Origin of the sequence: Emcibacter nanhaiensis, assembly GCF_006385175.1 — a bacterium.
Classification (GTDB): Bacteria; Pseudomonadota; Alphaproteobacteria; order Sphingomonadales; family Emcibacteraceae; genus Emcibacter; species Emcibacter nanhaiensis.
On record NZ_VFIY01000017.1, the window covers coordinates 1 to 22,244 of the forward strand.

At 56.9% G+C, this 22,244-nt stretch carries 20 protein-coding genes; 10 read left to right on the plus strand and 10 right to left on the minus strand.

Features of this window, described 5'->3' with window-relative positions:
- From FIV46_RS13905 to FIV46_RS13915, 3 genes are all read left to right on the plus strand, one after another.
- Nucleotides 1-1,252, plus strand: a 1,252-nt coding sequence (locus tag FIV46_RS13905; protein WP_139941545.1) for a D-amino acid dehydrogenase, incomplete at its 5' end; no start/stop codon positions are given.
- Between the two features lie 38 nt (nt 1,253-1,290).
- A complete protein-coding gene (locus FIV46_RS13910) occupies nt 1,291-2,409 on the plus strand; it encodes a hypothetical protein (protein WP_139940899.1) in 1,119 nt (372 codons plus the stop codon).
- Between the two features lie 21 nt (nt 2,410-2,430).
- A complete protein-coding gene (locus tag FIV46_RS13915; protein WP_139940898.1) occupies nt 2,431-2,823 on the plus strand; it encodes a RidA family protein in 393 nt (130 codons plus the stop codon).
- A 54-nt stretch (nt 2,824-2,877) separates the two neighbouring features.
- Here FIV46_RS13915 and FIV46_RS13920 read toward each other — a convergent pair whose 3' ends face one another.
- Nucleotides 2,878-4,197 carry a M20/M25/M40 family metallo-hydrolase gene (locus tag FIV46_RS13920; RefSeq protein WP_219846080.1) on the minus strand — a complete coding sequence of 440 codons (1,320 nt, stop codon included), beginning with the start codon at nt 4,195-4,197 and terminating at the stop codon, nt 2,878-2,880.
- A gap of 2 nt (nt 4,198-4,199) precedes the next feature.
- A complete protein-coding gene (locus tag FIV46_RS13925) occupies nt 4,200-5,219 on the minus strand; it encodes a DUF1028 domain-containing protein (protein WP_139940897.1) in 1,020 nt (339 codons plus the stop codon).
- Nucleotides 5,220-5,942: 723 nt separating this feature from the next.
- Here FIV46_RS13925 and FIV46_RS13930 point away from each other — a divergent pair.
- Together FIV46_RS13930 and FIV46_RS13935 are read left to right on the plus strand one after the other, a co-directional pair.
- On the plus strand, nt 5,943-6,914 hold the full coding sequence (locus FIV46_RS13930) for an efflux RND transporter periplasmic adaptor subunit (RefSeq protein ID WP_181163246.1): 972 nt from the start codon (nt 5,943-5,945) through the stop codon (nt 6,912-6,914).
- Nucleotides 6,911-10,132: an efflux RND transporter permease subunit gene (locus tag FIV46_RS13935; RefSeq protein WP_139941547.1), complete on the plus strand. Its 3,222-nt coding sequence runs from the start codon at nt 6,911-6,913 to the stop codon at nt 10,130-10,132. Before FIV46_RS13930 ends, FIV46_RS13935 begins: the two co-directional genes overlap by 4 nt.
- Nucleotides 10,133-10,338: 206 nt before the next feature.
- Here the strand turns inward: FIV46_RS13935 and FIV46_RS13940 are convergent, their stop codons facing one another.
- The 5 genes from FIV46_RS13940 to FIV46_RS13960 form a co-directional block, all read right to left on the minus strand.
- Nucleotides 10,339-10,989: a phosphoribosyltransferase gene (locus FIV46_RS13940; protein WP_139941548.1), complete on the minus strand. Its 651-nt coding sequence runs from the start codon at nt 10,987-10,989 to the stop codon at nt 10,339-10,341.
- A 23-nt stretch (nt 10,990-11,012) separates the two neighbouring features.
- Complete coding sequence (locus FIV46_RS13945) at nt 11,013-11,642, minus strand: dienelactone hydrolase family protein (protein ID WP_139941549.1); 630 nt, start codon at nt 11,640-11,642, stop codon at nt 11,013-11,015.
- A 23-nt stretch (nt 11,643-11,665) separates the two neighbouring features.
- Nucleotides 11,666-12,130 (minus strand): YbhB/YbcL family Raf kinase inhibitor-like protein, encoded by a 465-nt coding sequence (locus tag FIV46_RS13950; protein WP_219846134.1) that lies wholly within the window; start codon nt 12,128-12,130, stop codon nt 11,666-11,668.
- A gap of 118 nt (nt 12,131-12,248) precedes the next feature.
- Nucleotides 12,249-12,656 (minus strand): YybH family protein, encoded by a 408-nt coding sequence (locus FIV46_RS13955; RefSeq protein WP_139941551.1) that lies wholly within the window; start codon nt 12,654-12,656, stop codon nt 12,249-12,251.
- A gap of 214 nt (nt 12,657-12,870) precedes the next feature.
- Nucleotides 12,871-13,671, minus strand: a complete 801-nt coding sequence (locus tag FIV46_RS13960; RefSeq protein WP_139941552.1) for a hypothetical protein — start codon at nt 13,669-13,671, stop codon at nt 12,871-12,873.
- Between the two features lie 387 nt (nt 13,672-14,058).
- Between FIV46_RS13960 and FIV46_RS13965 the strand changes: the two genes are divergently transcribed.
- From FIV46_RS13965 to FIV46_RS13975, 3 genes are all read left to right on the plus strand, one after another.
- Nucleotides 14,059-14,313 (plus strand): hypothetical protein, encoded by a 255-nt coding sequence (locus FIV46_RS13965; RefSeq protein ID WP_139941553.1) that lies wholly within the window; start codon nt 14,059-14,061, stop codon nt 14,311-14,313.
- Between the two features lie 105 nt (nt 14,314-14,418).
- Nucleotides 14,419-14,841, plus strand: coding sequence for a hypothetical protein (locus tag FIV46_RS13970; protein WP_139941554.1), 423 nt, complete (start codon nt 14,419-14,421; stop codon nt 14,839-14,841).
- 179 nt (nt 14,842-15,020) lie between these two features.
- A complete protein-coding gene (locus FIV46_RS13975; protein ID WP_139941555.1) occupies nt 15,021-15,737 on the plus strand; it encodes a nuclear transport factor 2 family protein in 717 nt (238 codons plus the stop codon).
- A 61-nt stretch (nt 15,738-15,798) separates the two neighbouring features.
- Here the strand turns inward: FIV46_RS13975 and FIV46_RS13980 are convergent, their stop codons facing one another.
- Nucleotides 15,799-17,058, minus strand: a complete 1,260-nt coding sequence (locus FIV46_RS13980) for a DUF445 domain-containing protein (protein WP_139941556.1) — start codon at nt 17,056-17,058, stop codon at nt 15,799-15,801.
- 137 nt (nt 17,059-17,195) lie between these two features.
- Here FIV46_RS13980 and FIV46_RS13985 point away from each other — a divergent pair, with 137 nt between their 5' ends.
- Together FIV46_RS13985 and FIV46_RS13990 are read left to right on the plus strand one after the other, a co-directional pair.
- Nucleotides 17,196-17,519, plus strand: coding sequence for a DUF5132 domain-containing protein (locus FIV46_RS13985; protein ID WP_139941557.1), 324 nt, complete (start codon nt 17,196-17,198; stop codon nt 17,517-17,519).
- A complete protein-coding gene (locus FIV46_RS13990) occupies nt 17,516-17,941 on the plus strand; it encodes a hypothetical protein (protein WP_139941558.1) in 426 nt (141 codons plus the stop codon). Before FIV46_RS13985 ends, FIV46_RS13990 begins: the two co-directional genes overlap by 4 nt.
- A gap of 14 nt (nt 17,942-17,955) precedes the next feature.
- Here the strand turns inward: FIV46_RS13990 and metK are convergent, their stop codons facing one another.
- Both metK and FIV46_RS14000 read right to left on the minus strand, forming a co-directional pair.
- Nucleotides 17,956-19,140 carry a methionine adenosyltransferase gene (metK, locus tag FIV46_RS13995; RefSeq protein ID WP_139941559.1) on the minus strand — a complete coding sequence of 395 codons (1,185 nt, stop codon included), beginning with the start codon at nt 19,138-19,140 and terminating at the stop codon, nt 17,956-17,958.
- Nucleotides 19,130-22,243, minus strand: coding sequence for a cation-translocating P-type ATPase (locus FIV46_RS14000; RefSeq protein ID WP_181163247.1), 3,114 nt, complete (start codon nt 22,241-22,243; stop codon nt 19,130-19,132). The genes metK and FIV46_RS14000 overlap by 11 nt, the downstream gene beginning before the upstream one ends.
- Nucleotide 22,244: the final 1 nt, after the last annotated feature.

Below are 22,244 nucleotides of genomic sequence, written 5' to 3' on the forward strand. Positions count from 1 at the left end.
AGTTGTAATTGGGGCCGGTCTTCAGGGGGTCTCGACGGCCTATTACCTGAGTAAAGCGGGTCTGGAGGTCACTGTTCTGGAGCAGCAGGCAACGGCGGGTATGGAAACCAGCTTTGCCAATGGCGGCATCCTGACCCCAAGTATGTCCGATCCATGGAATGCGCCGGGATCATGGCGGGAAATGCTCCTGACCATGGGACAGGAGGACAGCCCGTTGCTGATCCGACCCAGAGCCCTGCCTGGAATGATCGGATGGGGAATAGGATTTCTGCGAAACAGTAGTCCGGCGATTTTTCACCGCAATACCCTGAATAACTTCATGCTGTCCCATTACTCGGTGCAGATGATGAAGGAGATCCGCCGGGAATCTGATATCTCCTACGACTTTATGCCGAGCGGTACACTCAAGCTTTTTTCCGATGAAGTTATATTTGCCAAAAAGTTGGTTCAACTCGCGCCGCTTGCGGCGCAAGGGTTGAAATTTAAGCCCATGACGCCTGCCCAGATTGCCAAACTGGAACCCATGCTGGCGCAAGGTATCGACCGGATCGCCGGAGGCGTATATTTCCCTGATGACGAAAGCGGGGATGCACATAAATTCTGCCAGGCGTTAATGGCGGAGACGAAGCAACGCGGTGTGCGCTATCATTTCAATTCCGCGGTCACCTCCTTGGAGCAACAGAATGGCAGGATAAGTGCAGTCTGTTGCGGAAGCGCGATACATCAGGCAGATCTTTTTGTGCTGGCTGCGGGATGTTACTCAAGTGGTTTGCTCGGGAAAATCCGTGCGCGTGTCCCCATACAGCCCGTCAAGGGCTACTCCCTGACGTTTGCCGGAGATGGTGTTAAAGATATGCCCCGTATCCCGGTGGTGGATGATGAACTTCATGCCGCCCTGGTGCCCCTCGGCAAGCGGTTCAGGATTGCCGGCACAGCTGAGTTTGCCGGGTTTGACCGGACCCTGTCAAAGGGGAGGGTGGACAACCTGCGGGATGTAATTGCCAGGGTTTATCCTTCCTTGCTGGATAATTTGCAGGACAAGACTGGTGAGGCCTGGACCGGGTTCAGACCTGTTTCTCCGGATGGTGTCCCTCTGATTGGCAGGCTTGGTGCTGAAAATCTGTTTATCAATGCCGGACACGGGCATCTGGGCTGGACCATGGCGGCGGGATCCGCCCGTCTTCTGGCAGACATCATGACCGGGCAGGAGCCGGAGATAGACAGCCAGGCGTACAGGCCGGGCCGATTTTAGAGATCGGCAAAATCATTTACTAGCCAGGAGGGCGCCAGGTGAGAAGAGTATTTTATCATTATCTGATACCGGGACTGGTCTTTCAGTCGGTGGTCATCGGTGGCGGCTATGCCACCGGACGTGAACTGGTGGAGTTTTTCCTGTCCAACGGTCCCTTGGGCGGGTTGTGGGGCCTTCTGGTAACCTCAGCAATTTGGAGCATTGTCCTGATGCTGACCTTTGAACTGGCTCGCCTTACCGGTTCATTCGACTACAGGTCATTTTTCAAGGTTTTGCTCGGCCGTTTCTGGTTTTTATATGAAATCCCCTTCTTTCTGTTGGCGTTTCTGGTGCTTGCGGTGCTGGGTTCGGCCTCCGGCAATATTTTTGCGGAAAACTTCGGAATCAATGAACTATACGGCAGCATCGGTCTGATGGCCGCCATTGCCGTCCTCGCGTTCCAGAAAAGCGATGTCATCGAAAAAGTGATGGCCAGTTGGGCGATCGTATTATATGTGGCTTACGGTGTCCTGATCTTGTGGGGAGCCATGATCTTCCAGGATCGTATTGTCGAAAATTTCACTGCTGTCAGCGAGACTGGGGAGTGGTTTGAGGACGGGTTTAAATATGCGACCTATAATATCGCCGCCATTCCGGCCATTCTTTTCGCCCTTGGCCATCTTGGCAGTCGGCGCGAGGCTTTCACGGCAGGATTTCTGGGCGGTCCCCTGGCTATTTTGCCAGCGTTTTTCCTCTATGTGGTGATGGTGGGATTCTATCCACAAATCAACGGCGTGGCGGTTCCCCTGAAGTATATCCTGGATGTTCTTGACGCCCCCTGGTTCAGTATCTTTTTTCAGATTGTCATCTTCGGGACGTTTATTGAAACCGGAACAGCCCTCATTCACATGCTGAACGAGCGGATTGATCATACCCTGCAGGAACAACAAAGAACCATGCCAAAAAGTTTCCGGCCCGCCATCGCAGTGGTTGTCACTGCCGCGGCGGTATTCGTTGCGGCAAAGGTGGGGATCATTTCCCTGATCGCCCAGGGATACGGTTTGCTCACATACGGCTTCATCGCTTTTTACCTGGTGCCGGTCATGACCGTGGGGGTGCGAAAAATATTCCGGCCGGCCACGTTGCAGGTTCACAATTCCGATCATATCGATCAGTAAAACTTACAGGAGTTTGTTTTAATGACTATTGAAAGACTAGGGCGGCCGCCGGTACTGGCTGATGGCACCGTTGTTCCTCTGTCGCCGGCCATAAAGGCGGGAAACAATCTGTATCTATCCGGCGTTTTGCCCTTTCGCGCGGATGGAAGTTTCGCCGAAGATGATATTTCGGCCCAGACGCGACAGTGCCTTGGAAATATGGAAGCTGTGCTCAAGGCGGCTGGCGCAGGTCTCGAGGATGTGGTCAAGGTCACGGTCTGGCTGGTGCGGCGGGAAGACTTCAGGGCGTTTAATGCGGTCTACAGCGAGTTTTTCGCCGATTGTCCTCCGACGCGTTCTACGGTTTGTTCCGAGCTGATGGTTCCCGGCGCTCTTATTGAGATTGAAGCGGTCGCCTATCTTGACCGCGTTTGAGGCGAAGGGAGGAGAAGGGAATGCAATTTCTTTCAAAATTACAGGGCCCGACGGCTATGAGCCGTCGGGATGACGTTGGTGTGACTGAAAGATCTGATAGAGAAGCAGCGCGGTACGCTTTGTTGCCTTTCTGAAACCTTCAGTATCGAGCCACTCCTGGGTGGTATGAGAACCTCCTCCCCAGGGGCCCAGTGCATCGATGGAGGCCACATGAGGCGCGACAAAGGAGATATCACCTGCTCCCCGGTCACCCGGCTGGTTCGGTCCGACCGGCCCGTACCCCAGTTCCTGGCTCACCTCGTCAAGAACTCCAAGAAGTCGCTTGTTTTCTGGTGTAATCGACATGGCCGGGTAAAGATCGGTAAAGGTGATTTCGGCCGATGTATGAGGCAAATTTTCTTCAATAATTTTCCGCATTTCCGCCCGGGCGTCATCCAGCTGCTCACGGGAGATGAATCTGAGATCGCCCCGGCTCTCGACAACCTGCGGAATGATGTTGTCTTTACCGGCCGACGTCCAGGTCGCGGATCCGGCATCAAATCCCGCTGATGTCCCGCCGGCAATCACTGCCGGGTTCAGAGTCAGGTTTGGCATGTTTTGGGCGAATTTATGAAATTTTTTCAGGATCCTGGCGGTTTCATATATGGCGCCGTCACCGGAATCTTCGGAGAAAATTGTGCTGGAATGCGCCCGTTTGGCGGACACTCCCAGGGACCACAGGCTTGCTCCGCGCCGGGCGATCACGGCCTGGTCCTGCTGTCCCGATTCAAAGCTGAGCGCCATGTCGGATTGTTTTGCGGCGTCAATAAGCTCCCGACGACTGAGAGAGAGGGGGGGACCCACATTTTCTTCATCGCCGGTCAAAAATATTTTTATGGATTTTCCATCCAGTATGCCGCAGGCGTGAAGGGCTTTGAGAGCATAGAGCATGACAACGTCGCCGCCTTTCATGTCAACTACACCCGGACCGGTGATGTGGTTCCCCTGATGGGTGAATTTCTGGAAATCGCTGTCCTTTGAAAAGACTGTATCCAGATGGCCGATCAGCAGAATATGCGGTCCGTCTTCTCCTTCCCGTTGGGAATAAAGATGGCCGGCCCGCTTCATTTCGAATGGCATTTTTATCCAGAAATTCTTAAACCCGAGTTTTTCGAATTCAGCGGCAAACTCCTCTCCCACTTTTCTTACCCCGGAAATATTGCGGGTGCCGCTGTTGATATTGACGACTTTTTCCAGAAAACTGATTTGTTCTTCAAAATGACGATCAATATAGCTGAGGACCTGGTCTTTCTCCTGCAGGTCTTCGGCGCAGTTGGCCGCAAAAGCCGGGAGGAAGAACACAAAAGCGACAAAGAAAGATCGAAACCCGGTCATTTTCAGTTCCCCTGTTCCAGGATTTGGGCAAGGATTTTCGGGTCTTCGGGCAGTAAGCCCGCCTTTGGAAGCCTGGTCACCATCTCCTTCCAGTCAGGCCATAGCCTGAAGGCTTTCCGGAACAGCGGCAGGCTCTCCTCAACCCTGTTAAGTTCTGCCAGGGTTACCGCATGCCAGAAAAGAGCTTCATGGTTGCCCGGGTCCATTTTTTCGGCTGTTCGGTAGGCCTCAAGCCCTTCCTCGATGCGCCCTTCCACTACATACCTGTCTCCCTCATTGAGAAGCCGGTAGGTCTTTGCGACCGAAAGAAGGCGTCCGAGTTCCTTGAGCGGTGTTTTGTGGTCATCAACCCGAAGGCTGTATACCCAGCCCTGCCAGAGGGGTACGCCTTTATCGCCTTTTACCACCTGGAGGGACGCGGATTGTCGTCCCCGGATGTCGCCCCCTTCTTTTTGGGCCGCCTCAAGGGCCGCGTACATGCGATCGGCAAGCTCGCCGGAAGTGGCTTCGAAAGCCTGCGCCATGGCGGAACAAACAGTCGAGTTTTTCATCATGTTTGCCTGAACGGAGTAATTCTCGCCAGAGATGTTGCAGGCATTCTGAATGTTTTTGCTTCCGGTATGAGACGCTACGTTGCCACTGGCATCCAGCATGGCGACCTGACGTACCGAGGCATTGCTGTCAGCGGCAAGAAGGCCCTTGAGGGCCTGGGGCGCTGTCTTTCCGGCCTTCATCATCTCGAGCCCGAGCGGTGCATAGGACGGATCGGTAAAGGATTGGGTGGCTACCACTCCGACACCGGGTTCCGTCCTGATGACACGTACCCCGACGGCGAACCAGTGCGTCTGGACGGCGGCGCCAAGTTCCCCGCTTTCTGGATCACGGGCGATGATTGAGAAGGTGTTGGTCGGTCGAAGCGGCCGGTTGAGATGCGCCTCTTGAGCAAGGACGGGCGACCATGAAAAGAAAGCAGCCAATATGGTCAGCTTGATGAGAATAGTTTGGTGGAGGATGTGTTTCATGGCTGATGTCTCCTTAGGGTGTTTAACCGGTTGAGGAGGACTGGCTCCTCAACCGGAAGATTTCCTTCAATTAGAAAGCGCCTTTTACGTTCAAACCGATAGTGCGGGGCCGGTTGGCGGCATATCTCTCCAGGCCGGGGGCTTTCGCACCAAGGGCAACGTTGGCCGTCCATTTCGGCGTGTGGCGCAGGCGATCGCCCGGCACCGGGACACAGTGCCGGGCACATGCGAGGTGAATTTCGCGTCGGCATAGCCAATCTCCGCGGGGAGGTGCAGGCGCTTTTCCTTCATAATTTTGCTCCCTAAGGATAGTGGTTGTTATAAATAAAAATGAGGCCATATTCAATTATATTATATGTTTGTGGGAGTCAAATTTCTTTTGGGCTGGATATCCAACAGGTTGCACTGCTACCGCCAGGCCTGTCCTTTAGCTCTGGTGTGAAAAAGGAATTCAAAAGCTCCATAACAATGTTTCGCTCGTATCGGTTCTTGCGGCGGCACAGTAAGGGGGGCACTTAGGTTCAGAAGCACAGAAACAGGAAAGTCGCGTGTAGTGACCGGCATATTTCATAACGGTCAATGCATGTTGCTTGCGCTTTGGGACAAGGCTTGGTTACTATTGTTCCCAAAGAGAGCATTTCCCCGATCGGCACGGAAAGTTTCTGTTTGCTCCGGAGCGGCCGATCGGGCGACAGTAGCCCAAGACAAAGAAAAGAGACCCGCATGCCCAGAATTTCAGTTCTTGTCATTTTACTTCTTTGCCTGTCCGCCCTGCCATTGCGGGCCCAGGAAACCCTGACGGTTCACAGCCTGACTATCCAGGATGAAAAAGCGGTTTTCGCGACGGTCGAAAGTGTGAAAGAGGTTGCGGCAAGGTCGCGGCTGACCGGCACAGTGATAGAGATCGGCGTGAAGGAGGGCGACCTGGTCCGTCCCGGCCAGGTCATCGCCCGGGTTGTCGACGAAAAGCTTGCCCTGCAGATCAGGTCCATGGAATCCCATATTGCCGCCCTCAGGGCCCAGTTCGACAAGGCGGCGGTTGACCTGGAACGTACCAAGCAGCTGATTGCGTCCGGAAACGTTTCCAGGGCGCGTCTGGATGAAGTCCAGGCCCAGTATAATATCGCTGAAGGGGCGCTTAACGCAGCTGTTTCCGACCGCGATGTGATCGTCCGCCAGGCCCGGGAAGGGGAGGTGCTGGCGCCGGTTGCCGGGCGCATCCTGCATGTGCCCCTGACCATCGGCACGGTGGTGATGCCGGGGGAGGCGATCGCGACCCTGGCCGGGGAGAATTATGTTCTGCGCCTTTCCGTCCCCGAGCGTTACGGCCTGTCCCTGCAAATCGGAGACCCGGTCAAGCTGGAGGACGGCAACCGGGTAAACATTGTCAAGGTATATCCGAAAATTGAAAACGGCCGGGTGACTGTTGATGCGGATATCAATGGACTTGCAGGATATTTTGTCGGCAAGCGCGTCCGCACCTGGATTGCGGGCGGCGAGCGGCAAACCATTGTGGTGCCAAAAGAGTATATCATCACCCGATACGGCATAGACTATGTCCATGTCAGGCAGCCGGATGGACGCGTGATGGAAGTCCCGGTGCAGCGCGGGGGAGCGGTTTCCACGTCAGACATTGAACAGGGCGTTGAAATCATCTCCGGTCTTCGTGACGGGGATATTTTGGAGAAACCATGAACAAGCTCGGGATATCAGGCAAGTTGACCCGGGCGACGATCCAGTCGCCCATCACCCCCTTGTTTCTGATTGCGGCGTTTCTGCTGGGATTGATGGCGCTCTTCTCCATTCCCAGGGAGGAGGAGCCGCAGATCAGCGTGCCGCTGGTAGATATTCATGTGCAGGCGAACGGCATACGCGCTTCCGACGCCGCCGAACTGATCACCAAACCGCTCGAAGAGATCGTGAAAAGCATCGACGGGGTCGAGCATGTCTACAGCCAGACCGTGGACGACCAGGTCCTGGTCACGGCGCGGTTCCTGGTCGGCACCAGCGCCGACAATGCCATTCTGCGGGTGCATGAAAAAATCCGGGCCAATTATGACCGGATTCCGGTCGGCGTTCCCGAACCGCTGGTGACCGGGCGAGGCATCAATGATGTGGCCACGGTTGTTCTTAGCCTGACGCCAAAAGCGGAAGCGGCCGGCCGCTGGCGCGAGGCGGATCTTTACCGGCTGGCCGATGAAGTACAGGCCGAGCTGATCAAGGTGGAAAATGTGGGGCTCACCTATGTCGTCGGCGGAAGTCCGGAGACCGTCCGCATAGAGCCGGATCCGGAACGGCTCGCCCTCTACGGAATCACCCTGACCGAGCTTATGACAAAAATCCAGGGGGCCAACCGCTCCTTTGCCGCTGGTCTTCTGCGGGCGCAGGGACAAAGCCGCCCCGCCATCGCCGGCAACACCCTGACCGGTATGCCGGATATCGGGTTGTTGCTGGTGACGGCCCGGAACGGAAAACCGGTTTATGTGCGCGATGTGGCGGATATCATCATCGGCCCCGCGGTTTCTGAACACAGGGTCATGACCCTGCGGCCGCAGGAAGACGGCAGTCTGAGCCGCATCCCGGCGATCAACCTGGCGCTTTCCAAACGGGCCGGCGCCAATGCGGTGATCGTGGCCGAGGAAATCCTCAAACGGGTGGAAATCCTGAAATCCTCCCTGATCCCGGAAGAAATTGAAGTGGATGTGACCCGCAACTATGGGGAAACCGCCGACGAAAAAGCCAACGAGCTGTTGTTCCATCTGTTCCTCGCCACCATGTCGATTGTGGTACTGATCGGTTTTGCCATCGGCTGGCGGGAGGCCGGGGTAACGCTGGTGGTTATTCCGGTGACAATCCTCCTGACTTTGTTTGCCGCTAACCTGATGGGATATACCATCAACCGGGTCAGCCTGTTCGCCCTGATATTCTCCATCGGTATCCTGGTCGACGACGCCATTGTCATGATCGAGAATATCGCCCGCCACTGGGCCATGGATGACGGGCGCCCCCGGATCCAGTCTGCCATCGAAGCAGTGTCCGAGGTCGGCAGCCCGACAGTGATCGCCACCCTGACGGTTATTGCGGCGCTGCTGCCCATGCTGTTCATTTCCGGCCTGATGGGACCCTATATGGCGCCGATCCCGGTGAACGCATCGGCAGCAATGCTGTTTTCCTTTTTTATTGCCGTGGTGGTTGCCCCCTGGCTGCTGCTGAAAGTCTCTCCGGAACGGGCGTCAGGAAGCGGCCACCATCATGAAGGGGCGGGCAAACTGGGTGCGCTTTACCGCAAAGTCGCGGAACCCGTGATCCGCAGCCGCAAACGGGCTCTGGTTTTCCTTGTTCTTGTCGGCGTGCTGACCTTTGCCAGCTTTATCCTGTTTGCGACCCGGTCGGTGACGGTAAAATTGCTGCCTTTTGACAATAAGTCAGAGCTGCAGATCGTGGTCGATCTGGCGGAAGGCGCAAGCCTCGAGGACACCGAACGTGTCCTGTTCCGGGTTGCGGATCAAATCCGGACGTTGCCCGAAGTCGAATTGATGCAGACCTTCGCGGGGACCGCGGCGCCGTTTAATTTCAACGGCCTTGTCCGCCACTATTACCTCCGGCAGTCCCCGGAACTGGGGGAACTGCAGATTATGCTGGTCGGCAAGGGGGATCGCGACCGGACCAGTCATGATATCGCCCTTGATATCCGGGCCAGACTGAAGGACCTTGCCCTTCCCCCGGGCACAAGCCTGAAAGTGGTCGAGGTGCCGCCAGGCCCGCCGGTGATGGCCACATTGCTTGCGGAAATTTATGGCCCCGATGCGGCCACGCGCCAGAAAACGGTCGCCGAGGTGGAGAAGATATTCGCGGCGGTGCCCTATATCGTTGATATCGACGATTCCATCGGGTTGCCGCGGCCGCGCCAGCACATCACCATTGACCAGGAACGGCTCGAATTTTTCGGGGCTGAACAACAGGATGTCTATGATACCATCCAGGGCCTGATTGACGGGATCCCGGTTGGCTATTCCTACCGCGGCGAAGGACGTGACCCGCTGGAAATTGTCATCGGACAGCCAAAATCAGCACTGGTCTGGACGGAGAGAATGGCCTCGACACCGGTGCCGCTCAATGTGGCCGATGGAGAGAAAAACTATGTGGAGCTTGGTGAAATCGTACAGGTGACCACGGAGCAGGGCTCGCCGGTCATTTTCAGGCACAACGGATATTTCACCGACATGGTGATGGCTGAACTCAGCGGCGATTTCGAAGCGCCGATCTATGGCATGCTGGATGTGCAGGACCTGATCGACAAACATGACTGGGGCAACCTGACACCGCCGACAATCAAATATCACGGCCAGCCGGAAGACCCGATGCAGTCGGTCCTGCTCTGGGACGGGGAATGGGAAATCACCTATGTCACTTTCCGCGACATGGGGATTGCTTTCGCGGTGGCGCTGATGGGCATTTATGTATTGGTGGTGGGCCAGTTCGGAAGTTTCAAACTGCCGCTGGTGATCCTGACACCGGTGCCGCTCACCCTGATCGGCATTATCCTGGGGCACTGGCTGTTTGGGGCGGCCTTTACCGCCACCTCGATGATCGGTTTCATTGCCCTGGCCGGGATTATTGTCCGTAACTCCATCCTGCTGGTTGATTTTATCCGCCACGGCGGCGGACACGGGGAATCCATGAAGGAAATCCTGCTTGAGGCGGGGGCTGTGCGTTTCAAGCCCATTCTTCTCACGGCGTTGGCGGCCATGATCGGTGCGGTCACGATCCTCAGTGATCCTATTTTCCAGGGGCTTGCCATTTCCCTGCTGTTCGGGCTGGTTTCCTCCACCTTGCTGACGGTTCTGGTCATTCCGGCCATCTATATTGTTTTGCGGGACGACGGAGGCCAAACGGAAGCATCCAGCCCGTGATCTAAACCTGCTAATCAGGCCGGGATTTGCAGTGGAAGCACGCCTCCACTACCAATCCTGAATTCAAACAGTCCTCACGCTGTAGCATTCACTGTCCGTCACTTTCACAAAAAAAAGCGACAGGGCCTGCCTGTCGCTGTCGGCTTCGATCCGCACGTTACCTGGTCGAGGACGAGCTCTTCCCACTCCGGCGAGCGGACTGCGGCTTAGCTTTTGTTCTTTCGGTCCGTTTGCCGCAAAATCGTTACCACGTCTTCATCGGTCAGCTGGTCAAACTGCTGGTAAAAAGCGCCGACGGCATAAAACGGCACCGGCATCGCAAGGCAGATCACCTCGTCTGCTTCGCTCGCGAGTTTTTCCACTGTTTCCGGAGGGGCGACCGGCACCGCAACGATCACGCGCTTGGGATTTTTCCGCTTCAGAGCATGAACGGCGGCGCGTATTGTTGCGCCGGTGGCGATGCCGTCATCAACGATAATGACCGTCTTTGCCCTGGTGTCGAGGGGTGGGCGGCCTTCGAGATAGAGGGCGCGGCGGCGTTCGATTTCCGCCAGCTGTTGTTTTTCGTGTTTTTCAATATAGTCGCCCGGGATGTCATAGAGTTTGACGATGTCCTCATTCAGCACCAGTTCCGGCTCATCGCCGTCAACCACGGCCCCCGCGGCCAGTTCCGGCGATCCCGGCGTGCCGATTTTACGCACCAGAAGAATATCCAGCGGCGCCCCCAGGGCTTTGGCAACCTCATAGCCGATGGGCAGTCCGCCCCGCGGCAGCGCCAGAATAACCGGTTCTTTCTCGCGGTATTTTTCCAGTTGCTTTGCCAGTATTTGCCCGGCTTCTGTCCGGTCTTTGAACATTGTTACCTGGCCTTTCTTTTGTCTTACAAATGCTGGATAAACCACTCCCTGGCCAGCTCGATCACCTGGTCCAGCGCCCCCGGCTCTTCGAACAAATGGGTGGCATGCGGCACGATTTCCAGCGCCTTTTCACAATTGAGGGCGGCATAAGCCTGCTCATTCAGTTCAATAACGCCGAAGTCATCGCCGCCGACGATCAACAGGGTTGGCGCCTTGGTCTGGGCCAAAACATCCGCGGCAAGGTCCGGTCGTCCGCCGCGGGAGACGATGGCGCGAATGGGCCTGTCTGTACCGGCTTCCGCCATCAGCGCGGCAGCGGCCCCGGTGCTGGCCCCGAAATAGCCGAGCGGCAGGTTCTTAAGGCTGCCCTGCTCCGCCGCCCAGTCGGTTGCTGTGACCAGCCGCTGGGTCAGAAACGGGATGTCGAACACGTTGGAGCGGTCGGCGGCTTCCTCTTCGGTTAAAAGATCGAACAGGAGCGTCGCGATTCCGGCGTTTTGCAGCCCTTCGGCGACGTAATTGTTGCGGCTGCTGAAACGGCTGCTGCCGCTGCCGTGGGCAAACAGGACAAGGCCCCGCGCATTATCGGGCAGGATTAAAAAACCATCCAGTCCTGGCGGGGTGATGCGGATCTCCTGGCGTTCGATGGTCATGACAGCTCCTTGTTGATCAGGCTCTATTGGCGCTCATACAGGCCCATGAGTTCGGCTTTGGCCAGGATGTGGCCTTGCATAGCCCGTTCCAGCTCGGCCTTGGTCACACCTTTTTTCAGTTCGAGGACGGTGTCCAAGGCATAGAGTTTAAAGAAATAGCGGTGCGGGCCGTGGCCCCGCGGCGGACACGGCCCGCCGTAGCCGGTGGCCGGGAAGTCATTGCGGCCCTGGTGGATGCCATTTTCAAGCGTTTCGGACTTGGGCAGGTTTTCCGGCAATGCGCCGGTGTCGGCCGGGATGTTATACATTACCCAGTGTACCCAGGTGCCGGCCGGGGCGTCCGGATCATCGGTGATCAGCGCAAATGTCTGCGTATTCTCCGGCGCATCACTCCAATGCAATTCGGGAGAAATATTTGCGCCTTCACACGTATATTGGGACGGGACCGTTTGTCCCGGTTCAAAAGATATGCTCGCCAGTTGCATCATCTGAGCCTCCTTTGCCGTTGCGGCAATTATACCACAACTTCCGGACAAACAGAGCATTAAAACAAGACGGGCGAAGCAGGAAAACCTTGCGAATATGGTCATGACCGGCACCTTTCCTTCATTGGGCCTCAGACTTCGGACATTCCGGGTAGCCTTTGTCGAACACGATTTTCCACTGGCCGTCGGCATGCTTGCGCCAGATCGACGAATAGTTGGCCACATGGCGGCCGTCGGGGGTCCTGACCGGTCCGGTGCTCAGCGCCAGGGTGCCGGACTCCAGCATCAGCACTGTTTTCGGCTCCCAGCTGAACGGGGCCGCTTCGCCCTCGAAATAGGGAGCCCAGTCTTTCAGGACATTTTCCTTGCCCCGGGCGGCGGCGCCGTTGCCCCAGAAGACGGCCTCGTCATCCACGAAGCTGGCGAAGGCGGCAATATCCCGGTCCGCCATGCTTTGGGCAAAGGCCCGCTCCACATTGGCCACCTCTTCTTCCGAGGCCCGGGCGCCGGTTCCCAAAATGATTATCATCGAAAAAGCTGCCAATAGTGTCCAGCTCAGGACTCTATACTGCATGACGTGCCTCTCCCTCCTCATCCAATTCCAAATCAATAACCCTAACGGTAGCTCTTGTTGAATGAGAACGTGAAGGCTATTCATCCCTTTGTCCCGAAACGGGGTTAGGTGACAGCTGCTCTCTGCGGAACCGGGCTGGGCAGTCGCCGGAAGCAGCCGGCCTTGTTTCTCAGTCACGCCGTCTGCGGTAGAGGCCGATCCCAAGCAGGGCAAAGGCGAACAATCCAAGCGAGGCAGGTTCATCCGCTCTCACGCTTCCTGACACAAAGAGATATTCAAAGGCGCGGTTGTAGTTGCAGAAAGAGCCGCCGGTGATAATCTTTTCGACACCTCGGTCACAACTGCCCTGATCGTCGGGAAGGGCACCGTCCATGGCTCTTATGGCGAGGGTGTTCCAGCCCACCTGCAGAATATTTTCCAGCAGGCCGTCAGGCTCTGCCTGATTCAAGGTTGTTCCGCTGTCGATACTCAGGTCGAGGTCGTTTATCGTCAGGATAAACGGATCCGGCTGTCCCTCGGTTTGGTTTTGGTCGAGAATTCCGTTGAAGACAAACTGTCCGTTCAGCCAGACTTCAAGAAAGTCGTCGGCAATGAGGGCAAGTGCGCCGTCCATATCCTCTGCTTTCAGATAAAAGGTGCGTAGATAAAAGGTATCAATGGGACCGTCTCCGGAGGCATTGCCGCCGTCGTCTACAGTGCACAGACTTCCATCATCGCCGCAATACCACATCATTCTATCCTTGTTGAGGACATTTGTCGCAGCATTGCCATAGGGCGTTGTGGCGGGGACGCCTTCTCCCGGATTGACGATGCCCTGTGTCCATCTGGTGCCGATAACGCCGTCATCGGTGGCCAGCCATTCCGAACCTGCGCTCAAATCGATTATGTTGGCACGGGCCGTTGAAATTGTTGCGGCAATCGTCATTGCGGCGAGAGCCAGAAGAGTTGTTGGGAGGCGCAAATTCTTCATGTGTATTTTCCTTTCTTGGGAAACGAAAAAACATCTAGATCACAGGAAAATATGCCTGCAATCTGCGGGAATTACGCAAACTGTAGTGTGAAATTAACTTGTTGATGTTTGTAGCATAAAGTGTGCCAGTTCTTTTTTGTGCGCAGGAATTCTGTTAACTATCTGTTATATAACAATAATATTTATGATCTAACCGGGAGATGGCGGGCGCCGTTAACCATAACTGTAAAATATTTTTACAGTTGCCAGGGTTTCTGACTGGTATTCGGGCGGGATATGAATGAAAAGCCTATATTCTACAATGGGTTGCATTTTTCGGGCGTGAAATTAGGAGTGTAAAGTATTTCGACATTCGCCGGTCGGCTAGTTTTGCCCCCAGGGTTTTGAGTGTCCCCCTTTGTCCTTTCCCTGAAATTGAATGGCGTCCTGCTTCACTTTATACTTGTTCCCCTGACGAGTGACGGGACTGACATGGACAGCTACATCGACCCGACGGAAGAAGACTTCAAAGCCTTTGTCGCCCGATATCCCGGTGCGGCAGCCTTTCTGGAGATGATCGGGGATTCCGTCTGCAAGCAGGCGGTCAGGCACCGTCAGGTTGCGGTGGAAACCAGCCGCCTGCTCAGATGCAGCGATTTCTGACCCGTTTAAGCGGACTGCTTGGCCTGTCAGTTAATTGCGTCCGACCCTGGAAAGGTGTATTGTTCTACAATCCGCCAAGTTAGCCACATAACCAGGGGAACTGCCATGACCTATTTCGCACCTGACACCCTATCCCAGGCCATCAATCCGTGGAGCTGGATGTTCAAAAGCTCCGACAACTCGACCGGCCTGATTAACATCAATACCTACAAGAGCGGCAATCCAACGCTGGAACACCGGATCATCCATGAGGTCGCCGGCTACGGCATGCAGCTGTCGGCCATCGAAGCGCTGCTGGAGGTTATGCTGCAACTGATGCCGAAGACGGAGCTTACCCGGGAACAGCAGGACAAAATAGACGAGTTCAAAGGCATGATGGAAGCCATTCGCACCCATAAGGAGAAAAGCCTGCTGGAGGAATTTTCCCCGGGTGGCGTGGAAGAGCTGATCCACAGGCTGGCCCTGTTGGAAGAGAAGGACCCGGGACTGTATGAAAAGGTCGTGGGACGTCTGAAAAAGGTTCTGTAATCCATCGGCACATGGGATTCTGTTTCTTTCCGGGGTGAAGGACCCCGGCCCGGCTTGTTGCCTGAAAATTGTCAGTCATACAAATTATCATCCTATCATTTGTTAGTTTTATGGTGTATAAACGCTATGAATCATAGGCGAGTAGAAAAACGCCATAACCGGGAGACTATGGAGGACAAATGACTGACATCTCTAATGCAGACCTTTTGCAACGGGTCGAGAAACTGGAACATGATCTTGCGGTCCAGCAGGACATTCATGCCGTACGCCGGCTGCAGTATGCTTACGGCTATTTTATCGACAAGTCACAATATGACGAGGTGGTGGACCTGTTTGCCGAGGACGGCGAAGTCTGGTTCCTCGGCGGTATCTACAAAGGCAAGGCCGGGGTGCGCCGGCTCTATATCGAACGGTTCCGCACCATTTTCACCGAAAACCACAACGGCCCGCGTTACGGCTGGCTGCTGGATCATCCGCAGCTGCAGATGATTGTCGATGTGGACCCGGACCGCAAGTCCGCCCATGTGCGCGGCCGCTCCATGATGCAGGCCGGACTGCATGAAACGGCCAAGGGCGAGGAGCGCCAGTGGTGGGAAGGCGGCATCTACGAAAATGAATATGTCCGTGAGGACGGCGTCTGGAAGATCAAGGCGCTGCGCTATTATCCCCACTGGCATGCCTCCTTCGAGGACGGCTGGGCCAAAACCAAGCCCGATTTCATACCCATGGCCACGGTGACCTATCCGGAAGATCCGCTCGGGCCCGACGAACTGATCGATCCTGCACCGCGCCTGTGGCCCGCGACCGACATTGTACCATTCCACTATACCCATCCGGTCACCGGCAAGCCGATCAAGATCGACAACAGTCGCGCCCGCGAGGGATTCAAGGACTGATCGCCCTTTTCAGAAAAAGTCAGCTATGATGCGAGAGGGAGGCTCAGGCTTCCCTTTTTTGTTAGAACTCGAGCAGAGAGGACAGCAGGAACAGCCCGCAACCGACGATACCGCCGACGATGGTGCCGTTCATGCGGATGAACTGCAGGTCCCGGCCGACGGCCAGTTCCACCCGTTCGGTCAGGGTCTCGGTTTCCCAGCTGTCGACCACTTCCCGGATGAACAGGCCGATTTCATGACGCCAGGGGGCGATATTGTCCCTCACCATGGCGAGGATCCAGCGGTTGAAACGGCCCTGGATGTTTTCGTCCTTTGACAGCGCCCGGGCGATGGAGCGGATCGCCTCCGCCAGCGCCTGCTTCAGGGTATCGCCCTGTGACGAGGCGGGGTCAGTCAGGCGCTGCCGCAGATGCTCCCAGAAAGAGAGAAGATAGCGCTGCACTGTCTCGCTCTCGAACAGCCTTTTTTGCATGTCAGAAGCTTTCCCGCGTGTGTCGGGGTCATGTTTCAGCTTGTCGACCAGGCCGGCGAAGGCCGCATCGAATTCACGTCGTACCCGGCGATCCCGATGGGACAGGTCACCCAGAAGTTCGGCGATGCCGTCGACCAGGGCCTCGGCGATTCTCCGGTCAACGGTGGACGGCACCCACCAGCGGCTCCTTTCCGTCACCATGCCGAAGATGGTTTCCCGGTTTTCTTCCAGGTAGCGGCGCCCGGCAACCAGGGCATGATCCAGCAATTCATGGTGCTGATCGCTGTCACGCACCAGGGCCAGGATATTGCTCATCAGGGCCGGCAGGTCTATTTCCTTCAGTTCATCTTCCAGGGCGCGCTTGAAAAAGTCCCTGATCTGCCTGTCGCTGACCGAATTGAGGATATGGGGGATTGCCCCGACAATACGATCGGCAAGCTGGGCGGAGACGTCCGGGCGGGACAGCCACTGGCTGAGCCGCTCGGCCACATTGATCGAGCGCAGCTTGGCCGACAACAGTTCCGGTTCCAGGAAGTGACGTTCCACAAAATTGCCAATGCCTTCGGCCAGACGATCCTTGTTTTTCGGCAGCACGGCGGTGTGCGGGATCGGCAGTCCCAGGGGATGGCGGAACAGGGCAGTGACGGCAAACCAGTCGGCCAGGCCGCCGACCATCGCCGCCTCACTGCCGGCCCGGAGCAGGGAAATCCAGAAATTCTGTATCGGGATCACATGGGTCAGGGTGAAAAGCAGCGCCATGACCAGAAGCATGCCGGTGGCGATGAGGCGAAAGCGGGCCAGGCTCTGTCGCTGCAGCTGTTCCTGGCTCAGGGGGATTTGTGCATCCATATGTCACCTTGAGGTACGTCAATGCATTTGTTTCTACTTGCTCCTATGGTACAGTGATTGTGGAAAAGGTCCTAGAGGCTGCTTGATATAAAATTCTCCAGCCTGGACTTCTTTTAAAAAGAACACGGGGTATTGATATGGCTGATCCGATCAAAAGTGCGTTTCTTCCGGGGGTTGCTGTCGGGCTGGGCATCGGGCTTGGTCTGGCGATATTCGCGCCGGGCGTGGTGGCGGCTGTGGCAGCGTCCGCCAGGCCGCTGGCGAAAAAAGGTATCAAGATGTCCATGGAGGCCATGGAGCGCGGTCGCGAAAACATGGGCGAAGCAGGGGAAATGGCGGAAGATTTCTTCGCCGAAATCAAGGCTGAAATCATGGAAGAACGCCGGCAGGAAGCCGCCGCGGCGGAAGCTGCGGCCGAAGCGGTGGAAAAGGCCGGCAAAGCGGCTTCTGCTGAAGCATGACCCAAGGTCCCATCGCCTATATCGGTCACCGAACTCATGGCCGGGTCCGATTCCGGGTGCCGGCCAGACGCCATGACCGGGATTTTTTTGACGGACTGCGCAAGGATCTGGCGGCCTGTCCCAGGATCGGGCGTATCCAGGTCAATCCCAAGACGGCCAGCGTTCTCATTACCCATTCCTGCGACTATGGTGAACTGCACGACTTTATTGAAGAGAACAAGCTGTTCCAGTTGCCGGCATCAACGGATACGGGCCGGCAAAAGGGGTTTGTCAATCTGGATGCGGATATCCAGCGCCTCCTGCCGTTTCTGTTGGGGGGGCTCGGATTGTTTCAGGTGACGCGGGGCAATCTGCTCGGCCCGGCCGCCACCCTGTTCTGGATGGCCATGCAGTCTGCGCGTGATCCAAACCCTCCTAAATAGGGTAGAAAAATACTCTACCGGAGAGAGTTTGCCAGGTCGGTTTGTTCCCAGGGGACCTCCAGGTCTTCCCGCCCCATATGGCCGTAGCGGGCCAGCTTCACGTAGAAGCGGCCGTCATGCAGCGCCGGAAGGCGCCGCAGGTCAAAACGGGCGACGATGGCGGCGGGACGGAAATCCACATGGGCCAGCAGGCGTTTTTCAATTTCTTCCTCGGGGATTTTGGCCGATCCGAAGGTATCGATTTCCAGACTGAGGGGCTCGGCGCGGCCGATGCCGTAGCTGAGCTGGACTTCGCATTCGTCGGCCAGACCTGCCGTGACGATGTTTTTGGCCGCATAGCGGGCGACGTAGGCACCGATCCGGTCAATCCTGGTCGGATCCTTGCCGCTCAGGGCAGAGCCGCTGTGACGGCTGAATTCACCATAGGTGTCCGAACCGGTCTTCCGGCCGGTGAGACCGGCATGGGACATGGGGCCGCCGCTTGACGGAAGACCGCCCGGATTGATAATGATACGCGGGGCCTTGCCATCGCGGAATTCGCAGTCGCTCAGGATCGGCGTGATGACCTCCTCCTGAAGAAAGTCCTCCAGCATTTTATCCTCGACGGCATGATCGTGATCCATGCCGGTCACCAGCGAAATCTCGGTGATATTCACCGGCCGCCGGTCCCGATATTCCACGGCGACCTGCGACTGGCCGTCTGGTGACAGAAAGCTTTTCCTGTCCTTTTCCCGCACCGCATCCATTTTTCGCACCAGCTGGTGGGCGAGCCAGACCGGCACCGGCATCAAGGTGGGGGTCTGGTTGCAGGCGTAGCCGAACAGGGTGACATGCTGGCGGGCCTTGATGGCGGAAATGCCGCTTGCATCCAGTCTGTTTTCATCCTCGGCTTCCACGCGCGCCGGGGCCTCCGTCATGGTGGTCATGAAGGTGCAGTCCCGGGCGTTGAAGCTGCTGCTCCTGTATCCGGCATCGGCAATGATTTCGCGGGAGACGCTGGGCAGGTCGACCAGGGCGTCCGACTGGCAGCGCACAGCGAGGAAGATGATCCCCTTGGCGGCGGCGCATTCCGCGATTACCGAAGAGTGATGGTCACCCGTCAGGTAAGCATCAACAATGGCGTCGCTGATCTGGTCGCACATCTTGTCGGGATGTCCCCGAGTGACCGATTCAGAGATGAAAATGAAATCACTGCTCATGCCTTTTATCCTCCTCGGTGGGGTCGATTGTCTGTTCTGTGCCGATTGTCGTGTCCGCTTTTTTATGTTCCAGGCGCGCCGCCTTCAGGGCTTCGATGGCGAGGAACGATGATGCCGATGCACCGCCGGCAAGCAGGAGATCGCTCAGCCGGGTCTGATGAAATCCAAGCATACGCCGTAAGGGCGGCGTGGTGGACGCCAGCAGCTGCAGGCCAAACAGCGTGCCGAGCGCATAATTCATATAGGGATTGGGCGGCAGGGACTTGCCGGTCAGGATCGAATGGTGGGGGGACCGGCTGCTGTAGGCCTGCAGCAACTGGCTCAGCATCAGGGAGGTAAAAACGACCCCGCTGGCGCGCGGGCCCTGCCCGAAGCGGCCCAGGGCAATCAGATAGGAGGCAAGGGAAGAGAGGCTGATGATGCCGCCTTCTGTCAGGATTTCGATCGCATCCTTTTTGTCGAGGATCGGGGCGCCGCGTTTGCGGGGCGCGCGGGTCATGTCGTCTTTTTCCGGCGGTTCCATCGCCAGGGCGAGGGCCGGAAAAACGTCTGTGATGATATTGATCCACAGCAGTTGAATAGGGGTTAGCGACTGGCCGCGTCCGGCCAACATGCCGCCGAGACTGATCAGTATCTCGCTCATGTTTGTGGACAAGAGGAAATGCAGGGATTTGCGGATATTCTGGAAAATGCCTCGTCCCATCGACAATGCCGTGGCAAGGGTTGCCAGCTTGTTGTCGGCCAGGACAATCTGGGATGCCTGATGGGCGGCTTCGCTGCCGGATCCCATGGCAACGCCAATATCGGCAGCGCGCAAGGCGGGACTGTCATTAATGCCGTCCCCGGTCATGGCGACGACATGCCCCCCTTTCTGGTAAGCTTCCACAATCGCGAGCTTGTTGGAAGGATTGACGCGGGCGAAAATATCCGTGTTTTTGACCAGGCTGGCCAGGACGTCCGGGTCCAGTTTGTCCAGCTGGCCTCCTTCAAGGATTTCGATCTCGCCGGTTCGGGAAAGCCCCAGGTCCCGGGCAATGGCGTGGGCGGTACCGCTCTGGTCGCCGGTGATCATGACCGTGTGGATGCCCGCTGCGTGGAACCGTTTCATGAGCGCGGCCATGCCTTCCCGTGTAGGATCGGACATGCCGACCATGCCCAGCCAGACCAGATCTGCTTTTCTGTAGCTGTCCGAGCTGTAGCCGTGGGCGAAAGCCAGTACGCGCAGTCCGTTCTCCGACAGAGAGGCATCCTGTTTAAGAATTTTCTTGCGGTCCCGGGCAGTCAGTTTCCGCAGGCCGTTGCCGGTCTGCACCTGGGAGCAAAGGTCGAGCACCTCCTCGGGGCGGCCCTTCAGGGCGATCAGATCAAGCTCATCGCCATTTTCATGCCAACTGACCATATAGGGCTGGCTTTCCGTGCGATGCTGCAGTTTTTTCCGTCGATAGTGTTTTTCCGTGTCACGGACGCTGATGCCAGCTTTCTCGGCGAGTTCGACCAGGGAAGTTTCTGTCGCCGACCCCTTGTAGATGGGCTTGTCGGCCGCGCCGTCGATTTCCACCTCATGGCACAGCGCAGCAACCTGAAGCAGGGAATCCAAGCCTTCAGAATTATAATCGACAGACAAGCGGCTGCCTGTTGTGTCGACTGTAAAAAGTCCGTCCTTGTCCACGGAGATAGAGTCATGCAGGGTTTGAATGGTAGTCGCGCGGATCTTGTTCTCGGTCAGTGTGCCAGTTTTGTCGAAACACATGACATTCACCGCGCCCAGGGTTTCAAGGGCGTCGAGCTTGCGGATCAGGACCCGTTCGCGCCGCATGGAGCGCACCCCGAGGGCAAGCGTGACGGTGCCGACCGTGGGCAATCCTTCAGGCAGGGCGGCCACGGCCAGGGAGATGGAGGTTTTCAGGACTTCCAGAAATCCCCGTCGCTGTAACAGGCCAATGCCGAAAACAAGGCCCAAGGCCCCCAAGCAGGCAAAGACCAGTTGCCGGCTCAACTGGGTCAGTTCCTGCTGGGTCGGGGTTTCCGGCGGCCGTGCCGTGCTGACCAGGAGCTGAACCTGGCCGGACTCGGTGTCGGTCCCGGTCGCGATGACGACGGCCGTGCCGCTGCCGCCGGTGATGGAGGTGCCGCGGAAGATCATATTTTTCCGGTCCGCGACAGGGATGTCTTCCGCAAGCAGCGACTCCGGATTCTTCCTGGTCGGCAGGCTCTCTCCGGTTAGAATTGATTCATCTACCGAGAGATGATGTGCCGTCAGCAGACGGGCATCGGCGCCGACCACGGCGCCGGGCTGCAGAAACAGAATGTCACCTGGAACAATTTCCTGGGCGGGAACGGTCATGAGCCTGCTGTCCCGTTTCACTTTCACGTCCGGTTGGGCAAAATCATCCAGGGCGGTTATGGTTTTCTCGGCCTGGCGTTCGGTGGCAAATCCGATCCCTGCATTCAGGCACACAACGCACATGATGGCGATGGCGTCCGCAATGCCGCCGGTCAGCAGGGAGATTACGGCGGAGCCGGTTAGCAAGGCGGTGGGAAGGCTTTTAAATTGGTCAACCAGAATATCCACATCCGGCCGGGCGTGCCTGACGCTGACACTATTGGCGCCATAAGTGGCCAGGCGCTTCTCGATCTCAGCGGCGCCGAGGCCATTTTCTTCCAAAGTCTTCAGTCGTGTCAGGACTTCTTGCCGGGTGAAGCTGTGCCAGGGATCCTTGCGTGCCGCGGTTGGCCTGATGATGTGCTTGGGAATGTTTCTATGCGGCACTGTCCTTTTTTGTCCGGGCGCATCCTGGCTCTTATCTGCCCCGAAGTCGATCAGAGTCCGGGTGACCTGGACCAGAACTTCGGTGAGCGGCTGTCGCCGATCAAAATGAACCAGGATATTTCCGGTTCGTATGTTGGCAGAAATCTGTTTGATAAATGTCGAACGTGGCAGGGCGACGCCCAGATGATCGGCCAGTTTCCGGTTGTTGCGCAAGCCGGGGACAGCCAGCCGGACACGACCCGGGACCCGGGCGTGCACGACGCGCGGCGTTGTGGAAAGGTCACCATCTTCCTTATTGTTCCGATGTCCGGCACTGTCACTCTGATAGGTCATG